At 44.0% G+C, this 13686-nt stretch carries 9 protein-coding genes; 7 read left to right on the forward strand and 2 right to left on the reverse strand.

The window, feature by feature from the left end; all coding sequences use genetic code 11:
* Positions 1–114 precede the first annotated feature (114 nt).
* From QUB13_RS23680 to cydB, 4 genes are all read left to right on the forward strand, one after another.
* Positions 115–1320: an urease accessory protein UreH domain-containing protein gene (locus QUB13_RS23680; RefSeq protein ID WP_333385595.1), complete on the forward strand. Its 1206-nt coding sequence runs from the start codon at positions 115–117 to the stop codon at positions 1318–1320.
* Complete coding sequence (locus QUB13_RS23685) at positions 1295–1768, forward strand: hypothetical protein (RefSeq protein WP_333385598.1); 474 nt, start codon at positions 1295–1297, stop codon at positions 1766–1768. Before QUB13_RS23680 ends, QUB13_RS23685 begins: the two co-directional genes overlap by 26 nt.
* A 327-nt stretch (positions 1769–2095) precedes the next feature.
* Positions 2096–3538 carry a cytochrome ubiquinol oxidase subunit I gene (locus QUB13_RS23690; RefSeq protein WP_333385601.1) on the forward strand — a complete coding sequence of 481 codons (1443 nt, stop codon included), beginning with the start codon at positions 2096–2098 and terminating at the stop codon, positions 3536–3538.
* Positions 3539–3546: 8 nt separating this feature from the next.
* Positions 3547–4557, forward strand: coding sequence for a cytochrome d ubiquinol oxidase subunit II (gene cydB, locus QUB13_RS23695; RefSeq protein ID WP_333090185.1), 1011 nt, complete (start codon positions 3547–3549; stop codon positions 4555–4557).
* 38 nt (positions 4558–4595) lie between these two features.
* Here cydB and QUB13_RS23700 read toward each other — a convergent pair whose 3' ends face one another.
* A complete protein-coding gene (locus QUB13_RS23700) occupies positions 4596–5792 on the reverse strand; it encodes an MbnH family di-heme enzyme (RefSeq protein WP_333385605.1) in 1197 nt (398 codons plus the stop codon).
* A 184-nt stretch (positions 5793–5976) separates the two neighbouring features.
* Positions 5977–6927, reverse strand: a complete 951-nt coding sequence (locus tag QUB13_RS23705) for an MbnP family copper-binding protein (protein WP_333385609.1) — start codon at positions 6925–6927, stop codon at positions 5977–5979.
* 211 nt (positions 6928–7138) lie between these two features.
* On the opposite strand from QUB13_RS23705, the gene QUB13_RS23710 reads away from it, so the two are divergent.
* The 3 genes from QUB13_RS23710 to QUB13_RS23720 form a co-directional block, all read left to right on the forward strand.
* Positions 7139–7561, forward strand: a complete 423-nt coding sequence (locus QUB13_RS23710) for a BlaI/MecI/CopY family transcriptional regulator (protein WP_333090177.1) — start codon at positions 7139–7141, stop codon at positions 7559–7561.
* A complete protein-coding gene (locus tag QUB13_RS23715) occupies positions 7561–8400 on the forward strand; it encodes a M56 family metallopeptidase (protein WP_333385613.1) in 840 nt (279 codons plus the stop codon). Before QUB13_RS23710 ends, QUB13_RS23715 begins: the two co-directional genes overlap by 1 nt.
* A 916-nt stretch (positions 8401–9316) precedes the next feature.
* On the forward strand, positions 9317–13686 hold a 4370-nt coding region (locus QUB13_RS23720), incomplete at its 3' end, for an ATP-binding protein (RefSeq protein WP_333385616.1).

Below are 13686 nucleotides of genomic sequence, written 5' to 3' on the forward strand. Positions count from 1 at the left end.
AGAAGTTTGACAGCCTGTCTTTTGACAAAAGCGATCGACTGAGAGCAAAATTTGTACGAGGTCAAAAAATATTGTCAATATCTCGATCGCCTTATTTAGGGAAAAACCAGCAAAATGCTAGACCTGCTGCTAATTAGCACTTTGGGATTTCTCGGCAGTTTCGGTCACTGCGCGGGAATGTGTGGCCCGCTGACAGTGGCGTTTTCTCTCTCCAATTCCCGCAACGAAAAATTAGCGACTTTCCGCTTTCATTTGCTGCTGAATTTAGGGAGAATTGCGGCCTACGCTGTGGTTGGTGCCGCCATTGGCGGACTGGGTTCAGCGTTAATTGCTGGCGGACAAATGGCCGGTACCGGTAGCGGATTGCGGCGGGCGATCGCACTTCTGACAGGTACAATGCTGGTTTGGTTCGGAGTAGTCCAAATCAAACCGGGTTTGCTGCCGCGATTACCACTGTTGCACCCAATGTCGCACGATCGAGTCGCACAAGCCATGAACAAGCTTTCGACGAAAAAAAAATGGTGGGTGCCCGTGGCTTTGGGCTTGCTTTGGGGTTTAATTCCCTGCGGTTTCCTCTACGCCGCCCAGATTAAAGCGGCCCAAACGGGAAATCCGGTTTTGGGTGCGGCGACGATGTTGGCTTTTGGACTGGGAACCCTACCAACCATGCTGGGAGTAGGTTTTTTTGCCGGCAGGTTGAGCGCTGACAAACAAAGTCAACTGTTTCGGATGGGCGGATGGGTGACAATTTCGATCGGGATTCTTACCTTGCTGCGAACCGACGAAATGGTCGATTTTACAGGCCACGCAGCGCTGCTGTGCTTGATGCTAGCACTGTTGGCGCGTCCCGTTAGCAAGTTTTTGCCGGCACTGCTGCGTTACCGGCGCGCTTTGGGTGTGGGTGCGATCGCGATCGCCCTTGCCCACACCTTTCATATGTTGGATCATACGCTGAAATGGAATTTTGATGCCGTGTCTTTCATGTTGCCGCAACATCAGTTGGGAATCGTAGCTGGGATGACGGCGCTGCTGTTAATGGTACCTGCAGCGGTAACAAGTGTCGATCGCCTTCAACATTATTTAGGCCAACTGTGGCGGCGAATTCACCTGTTAACCGTTCCCGCTTTTTTGCTGTCCGCCATCCACGCAGCCCTCATCGGTTCCCACTATCTCGGCGGCTTTGAATGGAAGCTGCACAATCAACTGCTGACCGCCGTTTTAGCCGTAGTTGCAGTGTTAGTTCTGTGCGTGCGATCGCGCTTATTTTGGTCAATTTTATCACTGGAGAAGTTCTATGTTGCGCCTGTCAAACAAAAGTAAATGTTTGGGAATATTAGTTTTTTTAGGATTGCTAATTGAAGCAGCAATTCCCAATGCGCCGCACTTAAACTCGATTTCAGTTTGGGCGCACGAAGTGGAAGTATCGGGAGATGTAGCCGCTACCTTTCACCTAGAACCCAACCACAACCCCCGCGCCGGAGAAACCGCCAGAGTTTGGTTTGCCCTGACTCGCCGGGGCGGTAAAATAATCCCACTAGAGCAGTGTAACTGCAAATTAGCAGTTTATCCCAAACAGCACAAAGAGGGGGACAAGCCCCTGATGCAGCCGCCTTTAAAAGCAGTATCTGCGGAGAAATATCAAGGCATTCCGGGCACCGATATCGTATTTCCCAAAGCTGGTATTTACGAACTTGAATTGAGCGGAACAGCCAAAAACAAAGCTAATTTTAAACCATTTAAATTTAATTATACTGTCACGGTTCGCTAAGATCATCTTTCCATCACCCAACATAAATCTTGTAGGGGCGGGTAAACCTGACAATAAACGCCTAAAACCCACAATCTCATAAACCCGCCCCCACCCAACCTTCGGTAATATCATATACGCTCTTCATCAGAATTATTCATCTCTCTCTTCTCTTTCTCTGCGTTCTCTGCGTTCTCTGCGGTTAAATCATTCCGATCAAATCTGTATAAAACCTTAAAAATTGCCAACTCTACAAAATCTCACAAATTTTTACATTACATTATAACCAGCGTCAATTCTGGAAATTGTTCAAACTAACCTCTCTTGAACTGACTAAAGGATATAACAATGGATATCTTATCAAACACCGTCGCGCTATCGCGGATGCAATTTGCGCTAACGGCAATATTCCATATGCTATGGCCAGTTCTGACTACTGGAATGGGAATTTATCTAGTAATTGTTGAAGGAATGTGGCTAAAAACTCGCAATCCTGACTACTACCACCACGCTCGTTTTTGGTCGAAACTCTACGTCCTCAACTTCGGCATTGGCGTAGCTTCCGGGATTCCGATGGAATTTCAATTTGGCACGAACTGGGCCCCATTTTCGGAAGCTGTTGGTGACTTTTTTGGCAGCATTTTAGGCTTTGAAGCTTCAATGGCATTTATGCTAGAAGCAGGCTTTTTAGGAATTATGCTATTTGGTTGGGAGCGCGTTCACCCGATCGTCCATTATTTCGCTACAATCATGGTAGCCTTCGGCGCAAACCTTTCCACAGTCTGGATTTTAGTCGCCAACTCTTGGCTGCAAACTCCAGCGGGCGGAGAAATGGTCAATGGCAAATTTATTGTCAGCGATTACTTTCAAGCAATTATGAACCCCTTCGCATTAAACAGCATTTTGCATATGTTTTTTGCGACGTTAGAAACTTCACTGTTTGTAATTGGCGGCATTAGCGCTTGGTACATTCTTAACAAGCGCAACCAAGCCTTTTTTTCCAAATCATTAAAAATTGCCATAGCCACAGCCATCGCCGTTGCACCTTTGCAGATATTCATCGGACATTTGAGCGCCGAACAAGTTTATCACTATCAACCCACTAAATTAGCTGCGATTGAAGCTAAGTGGGAAACCTCCCCAGCCGGAGAGTCAGCCGATTGGACTTTGCTGGCTTTACCTAACGAAAAAGCTCAAAAAAATGACTGGGAAATTAAGATTCCTAATGGCTTAGGATACGTTCTGGAATTCAAGCAAAAACTATCCGAACCAGTTCTCGGCTTAAAAGAATGGAAGCCCGAAGATAGACCAAGAATGGTGGGTTTAATCTACTATTCTTTCCGCATCATGTCCGGGATTGGATTCTTTTTTCTAGGATTGATGTTATTCAGTATAATTCAGTGGCTGCGAGGCAAACTTTCGCCCGAAAATATTAGCAATCAACCTTGGCTGATGCGCGCTTGGGTATTAGCTGCGCCGCTGGGATATATTGCTGTAGAATCCGGTTGGATAGTGCGCTGTGTCGGCCGACAGCCCTGGGTTTTATACGGGCAAATTCGCACTGCTGATGGTGTATCGGCAATCCCCGCTAGCAATGTTTTAACTTCCCTCACTTTCTTTGCAGTTATTTACAGCTTTTTGTTTGTTTGTGCCTTGTATTTCGGCAGCAGAATTATCCGCAAAGGGCCGAATTTAAATCTACCGGTGCCGGGATTAGAGGATGAACCCGCCATCGAAACTCAACCCGCAGAACATATTCCCAATCAACGTCCAGCAGAAGCACAACAATAGGAGATTTTATGCAAGCTTTGGAGCATTTTCTCCCGCAAGTTTGGTTTGTAGTCTTGGCTCTATTTCTACTCCTTTACATCATGCTAGACGGTTTTGATTTGGGAGTTGGAATCTTGTCTTTGACTGCTGACGATGAGGAACGCAGGGGCATTTTAATGACCAGTCTGGGCAACGTTTGGGATGCTAACGAAACTTGGCTGGTTTTAATGGGAGGCGCTTTGTTTGGGGCATTTCCCCTCGCTTACGGCACGATTTTAACTGCTTTGTACATACCGATTTGCATGATGCTTTTTGGTTTGATATTTCGGGCTGTCGCCTTTGAATTTCGGGAGCATTCTAACCGGAAAAAATTTTGGAATTATGCTTTTGGGGTCGGCAGTTTTTTGGCTGCTTTAGCTCAAGGATTTGCCCTCGGTGCGGTGCTTGAAGGCATTGCGGTGGATGAGGCCGGGCATTTTGTGGGGACAACTTGGGATTGGCTGGATTGGCGATCGATCTTGGTAGCTTTGACGCTGGTTCAAGGCTATGTTTTGATCGGTTCCACCTATCTAATTATGAAGACTGACGGAGAACTGCAAACAAATCACTATCGCACTGCTAAAATTGCGGCGGTGACGACTTTAATCGGAGCAGTTTTAATTACGATCGCCACTCCGATTTTTTACGAAAGTGCTAGATCCAGGTTGTTCGAGAAACCGCTAGTTTATGTATTTGTGGCTATTCCTTTGGTGGGATTGCTACTGGTAGGAATGCTGCTAAAAAGCCTAGCAAAAAAAGAAGAAAAAACGCCGTTTGTGTGGACAATATTAATTTTTTTGCTAAGTTTTATTGGCTTGGGATTGATTGTTTTTCCGTACATTATTCCGACCAAAATTACGATTTACCAAGCCGCAGCTTCCCCCAGCGCCCTGGTGTTTATGATTGTGTTCATTGGCTTTTTGATCCCGATCATGATTTTTTACAACATCTACAATTACATTGTATTTCGGGGTAAGGTTACTGGCGGCTACGGCGAATAAAATAGGTTCGTAGTGAGGGCTAAAATCCTCCTAAAAAATTAAGGACTAAAGTCTTCACTACGAACGAATGGGTCGCTAAAAGCAGAATTTGTGATCAATCTTTCATCGGTTAAGCTGTGCAAAAAAGCCAACAAATCGCGCTGTTCTTGCACGTTGAGTTTGAAGCCAGAAACAAAGTTACTTTTGAGCGGATTTTCGCTGCCTATTCCCGCCAATTCTCCTTTTTTAATAGTTCTGCCGCCCGCTTTGTAGTGGCCGATAACTTCGGGCAAGGTTTTGATACTTCCGTCGTGCATATAAGGCGCTGTCAAAGCAATATTTCGCAGGGTTGGTGCTTTGAATTTGCCCATGTCCGAGGGTTCGCTGGTGATTTCGTATACTCCAGTATTGTTGGGCGGATAAGCGCCTTTGCCGTCAAGATTGTACAATCCTGTATTGTGAAAAGCTATTTCTTTGAAAGCTAGGCGATCGTGCATAATAGAATCTGAGAAGTTTAGTCCGCCGTGGCAGTGAAAGCATTCTAAACGTTCGCTGTTAAATAATTCTTCGCCCCGCTTGGCTGAAGCTGAAATTGCGCCGGAGTCGCCGCTGTAGCGGTATCTGTCGTAGGGAGAAGTCAGGGAAATTAAAGTGCGTTCAAAAGAGGCGATCGCCTTTGCTAAGTTGCTAATATCAATAGGATTGGGTTGTTGACTAAAAGCTGCCGCAAACATTTTTTGGTATTGCGAATCCGATCGCAATATTAGCAAAAGTTCCTCTTCTTTACCAACCATTCCCATTTCTACGGGATGTTCGCCAAACAAAGGTACTAATAGCTGAGATTCGAGTTTATTTTGTAGCGGGTTTGCCCAAGTCAGCACGGAATTGTAGCCAATGTTAGCTAAACTCATAGCATTGCGCGGGTGTTTTTCTCCGGTTGCGCCGACTCCTAGCGTTTTTCCGTCGGTAAAAGCTTTGGCTTGAATGTGACAGGAAGCGCAGGAAAATTTTCCTGTGATTGACAGGCGTTTTTCATAGAAAAGATGCCTGCCTAATTCGACTTTTTCTTGGCTGATTGGGTTGTCGGCTGGTACAATTGGTTTTGGTATTCCAGCGGGAATGTTCCAATTGTAAGTTGGAGGCGGTGCAGTGGCTAAACTAAAATTTGGCTGGGATAATACTGCACTCAAACTAATTGCTAGGAAGCATGATAAAATGCAGATAATAGTCAGATTTAATAATTTTTTCCACTTCATTTGATGTTTTGTAGGTAGTCGGCGGTTTGACAATTACATAGAGATTGAGGTGTGCCATAAACAGAGGCAGAGCCTCCGGATCTGCATTACCAGGCAGAGCCTGGTAACGAGCAAAAATGCACCAGCCTAGATATAGCTCAACCCGCCCCCACGACTGCTATACAAAAATGCTGCGTCAGTGCTATTACTGAATTTTAAAGAAAGTTTGTCCCGCAGCAGGTTGATCTCCAAATGGCAAACCTAAGTTTTTCATGATTCCGGCGCAGTCGCCGTCCTTCGGTTCCGACATACATCCGGGCGGAGTATTGGCTTGATTTGCTGTTAAATTAGTTTGAGAAACTAGGGAGTTCAAGTCAGCAATTACTGTATTTTTAGTTGAATCGAAGTTGCTAAAAATTACTTTTGATTTGTTAGGATTGGCACAGCTAGTCGGCTTTTGATTGTTGCCTTCAGCTTTGCATCCCGTGCTACCTAAATGAATCATAAAACCGTGCAATCCGCCACCGTGACTGCTGCCGTGATTGCCTGCGTTGTGAGCAATTTGGCGGCTTTCTGTGCCTGATTTACCGTCGGGGTTTTTGTCAGCCATTTGATTTTTCATGTCAATCCTCAGAAATTTGTAGCCGCCGCGCCAGTTCCACCACAGGGATGTTAAATTGAGGGGAGAAGGTGCGAGACTTGCGTCTTCGTGATTGAGGGTAAAAGGTACGCCGAGGGTGAATTGCAGGCCTTTGTAGTTGCCTTTGGGTATTGTGCCGATTACTCGATCGCGAATTTCGACTGTTCCGTTAGCGCAATCACCGGATTTATTTTCAAAGTCTAGCAAAGCCACATTTTGATGCTGCCATTTGCCGTCTTGTTTGAGAGTCAGCGGTACAGCTTTGCCACTACCGTCAATTAAAGCAACTTCGGATACATAAAAGCGGAAATCTGTAGGTGTAACGGTAGCAGCCGAAGTGCCTAAATTGCTGTAGCTTTCGCCACAGTTAAAAGATTTTTCGCCTACCGTTGCGCTAAATTTAATTTCGATTTCTTGAGTTTCTGCGGCTGTGGCTTGATGCCTGTCAATCACCAAAAAGCTGCCCAAAATAGCTGCGCCTGCCAAGGTTGAGGCCAAGATTAGTTGTTTTTTCATTTAGGGATACTTAAAATACTAACTCAGGTAATTCCGGCCTGATTTTTACACTTTTTGCTGCAACTGTCAAATGACGGCTTGTCAAACTTATAAATAGCAAAGTGATTAAGCCTTTCTAAAGAAACAGTCGATAAAAAGCCTTAATGATGTATTGTCGATCGATAATTAATTATATTATCCCTAAAATCTCAAACCTCAAATCTAAAATTACATGAATCCTCTGCCGAATTATCGCCCCAAGCAACTTTCTCTCGGCCCTTTGGAGGCTGAGATTTTAAATATAGTTTGGGAGCTAGAAATTGCTACAGTCAAAGACGTGCACGATCGCATTTTAGCCGATCCGGATCGCGAATTGGCCTACGCTTCAGTAACAACAGTGCTGCGCCGCTTGACCGAGAAGGGTTGGCTGGCCTGCGACAAAACAGAACGGACGTTCGCTTGGCAACCTTTAGTTTCTTGCGAAGAAGCCCGATCGCTTTTTGCTTACGATCGCCTACAAAAGTTTCTAGCAGTTGGCAATCCCGATATTGTAGCAGCATTTGCTGACAGCCTCGACCAAGCAACAGTCGAACAATTACAAGAAATTTCCCTTCGCATTCAAGCTGTCCGCCAAGCCCGGGAGGAGCAAAAATAATGCACTTAATCCTGATTTTTACCGCGTTGGTTGCAGCTTGTTTTTTGAGAATTAGATGGTCTGTTCCTCAAGGAAATTGGGCCCGTCGCTGGCAGCGATCGCTCTTATTTTTCTTATTTCCTCCGCTGCTGTTGCTCGCGACAGCTACAGCAGTTGTTGTTATGGGAACTCAGGGACAAATGGTAAGATTGTGGGACGGATGGTTTAGCTATTTGCTAGCTGTAACTTTTTTGAACGTAGCTACAATTTTGTGGGTCAAGTTAGCGACAGATGGCTATCTATTTTTAAAGCAAATTCGCACTTTTCCTCAGAAAAAAATAGCCGGAATTAATGTCAAAATCATCAACACGCCAGCTTTTTTTTCTGCTATAATTGGTTTTTGGAAAACCGAATTTGTAGTCAGTACGGGATTGTTAAAAACCCTCGACTCAGCTCACCTGCAAGCAGTAATTGCTCACGAACAAGCGCACTACTATTATCGCGATACGTTCTGGTTTTTCTGGCTGGGATGGCTGCGAAAAATTACTGTGTGGCTGCCGAATACACAAGCTTTGTGGGAAGAGTTATTAACGCTGCGGGAATTGCGGGCTGATGCCAAGGCGGCGGCGGGAGTGGATGGTTTATTGTTAGCAGAAGCTTTGCTGTTAGTGGCGAGTTATCCGCACCGAAATTTTGATGTAGATTGCGTGGTTGGTGCTGTCGGTTCGCAAAATAGATTGGGAGAGAGAATAGAGGCGCTGTTGGCAGAGCCTGAATTAGTTTTAAAGGTGAATAAGTGGTTTTTTGCTTGGCTAATTTTAACACTTTTGCCTTTGTTGACGGTGCCGTTTCACAGTTGATTAATACCAAACCTGGGTTTTGAAACCCCTCGATCGACCAGTCGGTCTTCGGCGGACGAAAGTTTGACTTGCTGCTTGAAACCGTCCCCGTCATAACTCAATAAGCGATTGTTAAGCTGTTAATTCCCGGAGAGATCCCTCGCATCTGCATGATTGTCGGGGGATGAAAGAGCAACTTCTTGTCCGCACCTTGATTCGGGGGGCTAGGGGGGATTTGTCTGGGAGCATCTCATATTTATAAAAACACTTCTTGTGACTCCTTCTTTCTTCCTCTTTCCTCCTGTCTCCTGTCTCCTGTCTCCTGCCTCCTGCTATCCGGGAGCATCTCATATTTGTAAAAAGACTTCTTCTAGCTCCATCCTTCTTCTTCTTTCCTCCTGCCTCAAAACTCCAATTTCTAGCTTAGCTGCTTTCATTCAGATGCTCCCTCAGACTATCTTGATAGAGCGCCATCTTTTTATTCAAAAGTTAAAAAGCATAAAAACGGTAGAGTTTGTAGGCTGGGGATTTCGCAGTTTTATTTTCCTCAGACTAGATCAATAAAAGTGTATATAGCCTTTCTTAAAAAGATGAGGTACACTCCTGTTCCCTGAATATCGGGAATTTAAAGCCTTATACCATTTTTCTAAAGATGTGCCATAGATGAAGTCTTAGCCCCCCCGAACTCGCGGGGGGGTTGGGGCGGGTAATATCTAGCACTACTTTATGAAATTGGTATTATTACATACCTCATCTATCTGAGAAATGCTATATAGCGGTTCTCACAAAAATGAGGTATGCCCTATGCCCTATGCCCACGGAGGCCTATGCCCTATCCCGGATAGTACCTCATCTATCTGAGAAATGCTATACTTAGTGATAAGAGTCAATGTCATCATTACTCCATTGAGATGGAGTAATCCAGAGGAGTACCGCAGTGGATTTGACAAACCGAATTTCTGGATATCATCTGGTTGAGCAATTATACTGTGGTTCGAGAACCCTAGTTTATCGAGCCATTCGAGAAACAGATCAGCTTCCGGTTGTCATTAAACTATTAAATCGAGACTATCCCAGCTTTAGCGAACTGCTGCAATTCCGCAACCAGTATACCATCGCCAAAAATCTACGTCTGCCGGGAGTAGTTGAACCCTACAATTTAGAGTCCTATCGCCACAGCTATGCCCTCGTGATGGAGGATTTTGGTGGCATTTCCCTACGAGACTACGCCCAAGAACGGAAGCTGACTCTAGCAGAAATCTTAGAAATTGCCATTCAAATAACTGACATTCTTGACGGACTGTACCGAAACAGAGTCATTCACAAAGATATTAAGCCAGCTAACGTTCTGATTCATCCCGAAACTAAACAAGTCAAACTGATTGACTTTAGCATCGCCTCCCTACTGCCGAGAGAAACTCAAGAAATTCAAAATCCCAACGTTTTAGAAGGAACCCTCGCCTATATTTCTCCCGAACAAACCGGACGAATGAACCGAGGTATTGACTACCGCACCGACTTTTATTCTCTAGGAGCCACATTTTACGAACTGCTAACAGGAAAACTGCCATTTGAATGTGACGATCCGATGGAGTTGCTTCACTGCCATATTGGCAAAAAACCTCCTTCAATTAACAGCCAAGAAATCCCACAGGTAGTGTCGGATCTGGTGATGAAGTTGATGGCAAAGAATGCCGAAAAGCGCTATCAAAGTGCCTTGGGCTTGAAGAAGGACTTAGAACGATGTTTGCAGCAGTGGCAAGCAACTGGGAACATTGAGACTTTTGAGTTAGGAACGCGGGATGTATGCGATCGCTTCCTGATTCCTGAAAAGCTTTACGGTCGAGAAACTGAAGTCCAAACCCTGTTGAGTGCCTTCGATCGCGTGGCGAATGGCACATCAGAATTAATGCTAGTCGCTGGGTTCTCCGGGATTGGTAAAACGGCAGTCATCAACGAGGTGCATAAACCCATTGTCCGGCAACGGGGCTATTTCATCAAAGGCAAATTCGACCAGTTCAATCGCAACATTCCCTTTTCGGCATTTGTCCAGGCCTTCCGCGATTTTATGGCACAGTTACTTAGTGAAAGTGATGCCAAAATCCAAGAATGGAAAACTAAAATTCTCGAAGCTCTTGGTGACAACGGACAAGTCATTATTGAAGTTATTCCCGAACTAGAACGGATTATTGGACAACAACCTCCCGCCCCAGAATTATCGGGGATTGCGGCTCAAAATCTCTTTAATTTGCTCTTCCACAAATTCATTTCTGTCTTTACGACAAAAGAGCATCCCTTGGTGATGTTTTTGGATGACTTGCAATGGGCGGATTCGGCATCGCTGAAGTTAATGCAATTGCTTGTTAATGAGTCGCAATTGGGTTATCTGTTGCTGCTGGGAGCCTATCGGGATAATGAAGTCTCACCAACCCATCCCCTGATGTTGACCCTAGATGAAGTTAGTAAGGCAGGAACAACGCTCAACACCATTACATTAGCACCGCTCGACAAAATTAGTTTGAATCAATTGGTAGCGGATACGCTAGTTTGTTCTCCTAACTTGGCACAGCCGCTGACAGAATTGGTATATCAAAAAACTCAAGGCAACCCATTTTTTGTAACCCAGTTTATCAAAGCCTTACATGACGATAAATTAATTAGTTTTGAGTGGAATATCCAACATTGGCAGTGCGATATTGCCCAAGTTAAAGCCTTAGCACTTACTGATGATGTCGTGGAGTTTATGGCATTGCAATTGCAAAAATTGCCGACACAGACTCAGGATATCCTTAAATTAGCAGCTTGTATTGGAGCTGAATTTGATTTGAATACCTTAGTTATTGTTAGCGAACAATCTGCGGAAGTTGCAGCTACAACCTTATGGAAAGCATTGCAAGAAGGCTTGATTATTCCTACTACCGAAATCTATAAATTCTTTATCCAATTGGAGGATGAAGAAGCCTTTAATAGTTTAGCTAATCCGACTTATCGGTTTTTGCATGACCGCGTTCAACAAGCGGCTTATTCTTTGATTCCTGACGAGCAAAAACAAGCAACACATTTAAAAATTGGGCAACTTTTGTTGCAAGGAACTTCTCAGATCGAACAAGAAGAACGCCTATTTGACATTGTAGGTCATTTAAATCTAGGTTTTGAGTTACTTCATTCTACAGAAAAACCAGAGTTGGCTCGGTTAAATTTAGCTGCTGGACAAAAGGCTAACATTTCTACGGCTTATACTGCTGGAGCCGAGTATGCTCTTTTTGGGATCAAATTACTAGAGGAAAACTGTTGGCAACATCAATATCCTTTAGCATTAGCACTGTATGAAACAGCCGCAGAAGCTACATATCTCAGTGGCGATTTTGAACAGATGGATCGGTTGACTGAAGTGGTGTTGCAAAAAGACAATCCGCTTCTCGACAAACTCAAATCCTACGATCTGAAAATCCAGAAATTTCAAGCTCAGAATAAGTTGCTTGATGCTGTCAAACTAGCTCTTGATGTTCTCGAACTTTTAGGAGAAAGATTTTCCCTAGAACCAGACACTTCTGAAACTGAGCAAGCATTCAAAGAAACCTTATTAATTCTAGATAACAGAGATACCTTAAGCTTAATCGATTTACCAGAGATGACAGATCCGTATAAGCTGGCAATGATGCGGATTCTGTCAACTATGTTTCCTGCCACTTATCTCTCAAGTCCTAAATTATTACCGTTGATTGTCTTAAAGCAAGTTAATTTATCCCTAGAGTACGGAAACACCTCTGAGTCTGCCTCTGCTTATGCTAAATACGGGCTGCTTTTGTGTGCAATCGTCAACAATATCGATCTGGGCTATCAATTTAGTGAGTTAGCTTTAGCGCTATTAGAAGATTCCAAAGTCAAAGACAGTAAAGCTCATACAATTAATGTAGCTTGTGCTGGAGTTCAGTTTTGGAAAAAATCGCTCAGAATAGCAACTCAACTTTTTGTAGAAGGGTATCAAAGTGGTTTAGAAAGCGGTGACATTCAAAATGCTTCCCACTGTATCATGAATTATTTAAGTTATTCCTATTATTATGGCAAAGAACTATTTGAACTCGAACGAGAAATGTCAATCTATGGTGAAGTTATTGCCAAGCTTAAACAGGAATCTTGCCTACAAAACATAAACAGCTTTCAACAAACTGTCATAAATTTAGTTATTAAAGTAGAAAATCCCGATTTGTTGGAAGGCAATTTTTTTAGAGAAAATGTAGAAATACCACGGCTCAATCAATCTAACGATCGAACTGCCTTGGCTTTTCTATATATTCAAAAACTCACGCTAAGTTACTTATTTGGAGAGATTGCACAAGCTAGGAAAATTGCAGTCATAGCCGAGCAATATTTAGACGGAGTTCCGGGACTGTTCTGGGTTCCTATCTTTTATTGGTATGATACATTAACTCAATTAGCTGTATATTCTGAATTAATAGATGTGGAGCAAAAAGAGAACATCTGGGTTCATGTCTTGGAAAAGCAAGCAAAAATGCGGCAATGGGCAGATCATGCTCCCATGAACTTCTTACATAAGTATGATTTAGTAGAAGCTCAGAGACATCAAATCTTGGGTAACAGAACTGAAGCCATAGACTTCTACGATCGCGCGATCGCAGGTGCAAAAGAAAATGACTATATCCAAGAAGAAGCATTAGCCAACGAACTCGCCGCCAAATTCTACCTTGACTGGGGCAAAGAAAAAGTTGCCGCAGGCTATATGCAGGAAGCATATTACTGTTATGCCCGTTGGGGTGCTCAAGCCAAAGTTGAAGACCTAGAAAAACGCTATCCCCAATTACTTCAACCTATTCTAAATCAGCCCAAACTTCGCTTTAATCCCCTAGAGACGCTGGCAATGATTAGCCACTCTTCGCATACTTCCAGTACCAGCAGCACCAGTATTTCCGATGCCCTAGATTTCGCCTCGATTGTGCAAGCGGCTCAAGCTTTATCCAGTAAAATTCAGCTTGATGAATTACTCGACACCCTCAATCAAATTATTTTGAAAACTTCTGGGGCAGAAACTTGTGCTTTGCTACTTCCCCATCAGGATGAATGGCAAATCCGGGCAATAACTCACATCAATTCCGATAACGAGTTACCCACAACCTTACTGCAAACCCAACCTCTAGATGACTCGGCAGTGATTCCGCTCAAGCTGGTTTATTATGTCAAACATACCCTGCAAACTGTGGTTATTGAAGGCGGCAAAACCGATATTCCCGGTTTAATGAATGACTGTACGCTCCAGTATCAGTCTCAGAGTATGCTATGTACTCCAAT

Source organism: Microcoleus sp. B4-D4 (assembly GCF_036705185.1).
Lineage (GTDB): Bacteria > Cyanobacteriota > Cyanobacteriia > Cyanobacteriales > Microcoleaceae > Microcoleus.

What these genes read in the sequence shown, in the direction of transcription:
- QUB13_RS23690 (WP_333385601.1), top strand. Translation starts at nt 2,096, where the DNA reads ATGGATATCTTATCAAACACCGTCGCGCTATCGCGGATGCAATTTGCG.
- QUB13_RS23705 (WP_333385609.1), bottom strand. Translation starts at nt 6,927, where the DNA reads ATGAAAAAACAACTAATCTTGGCCTCAACCTTGGCAGGCGCAGCTATT.
- QUB13_RS23710 (WP_333090177.1), top strand. Translation starts at nt 7,139, where the DNA reads ATGAATCCTCTGCCGAATTATCGCCCCAAGCAACTTTCTCTCGGCCCT.
- QUB13_RS23715 (WP_333385613.1), top strand. Translation starts at nt 7,561, where the DNA reads ATGCACTTAATCCTGATTTTTACCGCGTTGGTTGCAGCTTGTTTTTTG.
- QUB13_RS23680 (WP_333385595.1), top strand. Translation starts at nt 115, where the DNA reads ATGCTAGACCTGCTGCTAATTAGCACTTTGGGATTTCTCGGCAGTTTC.
- cydB (WP_333090185.1), top strand. Translation starts at nt 3,547, where the DNA reads ATGCAAGCTTTGGAGCATTTTCTCCCGCAAGTTTGGTTTGTAGTCTTG.
- QUB13_RS23700 (WP_333385605.1), bottom strand. Translation starts at nt 5,792, where the DNA reads ATGAAGTGGAAAAAATTATTAAATCTGACTATTATCTGCATTTTATCA.
- QUB13_RS23685 (WP_333385598.1), top strand. Translation starts at nt 1,295, where the DNA reads ATGTTGCGCCTGTCAAACAAAAGTAAATGTTTGGGAATATTAGTTTTT.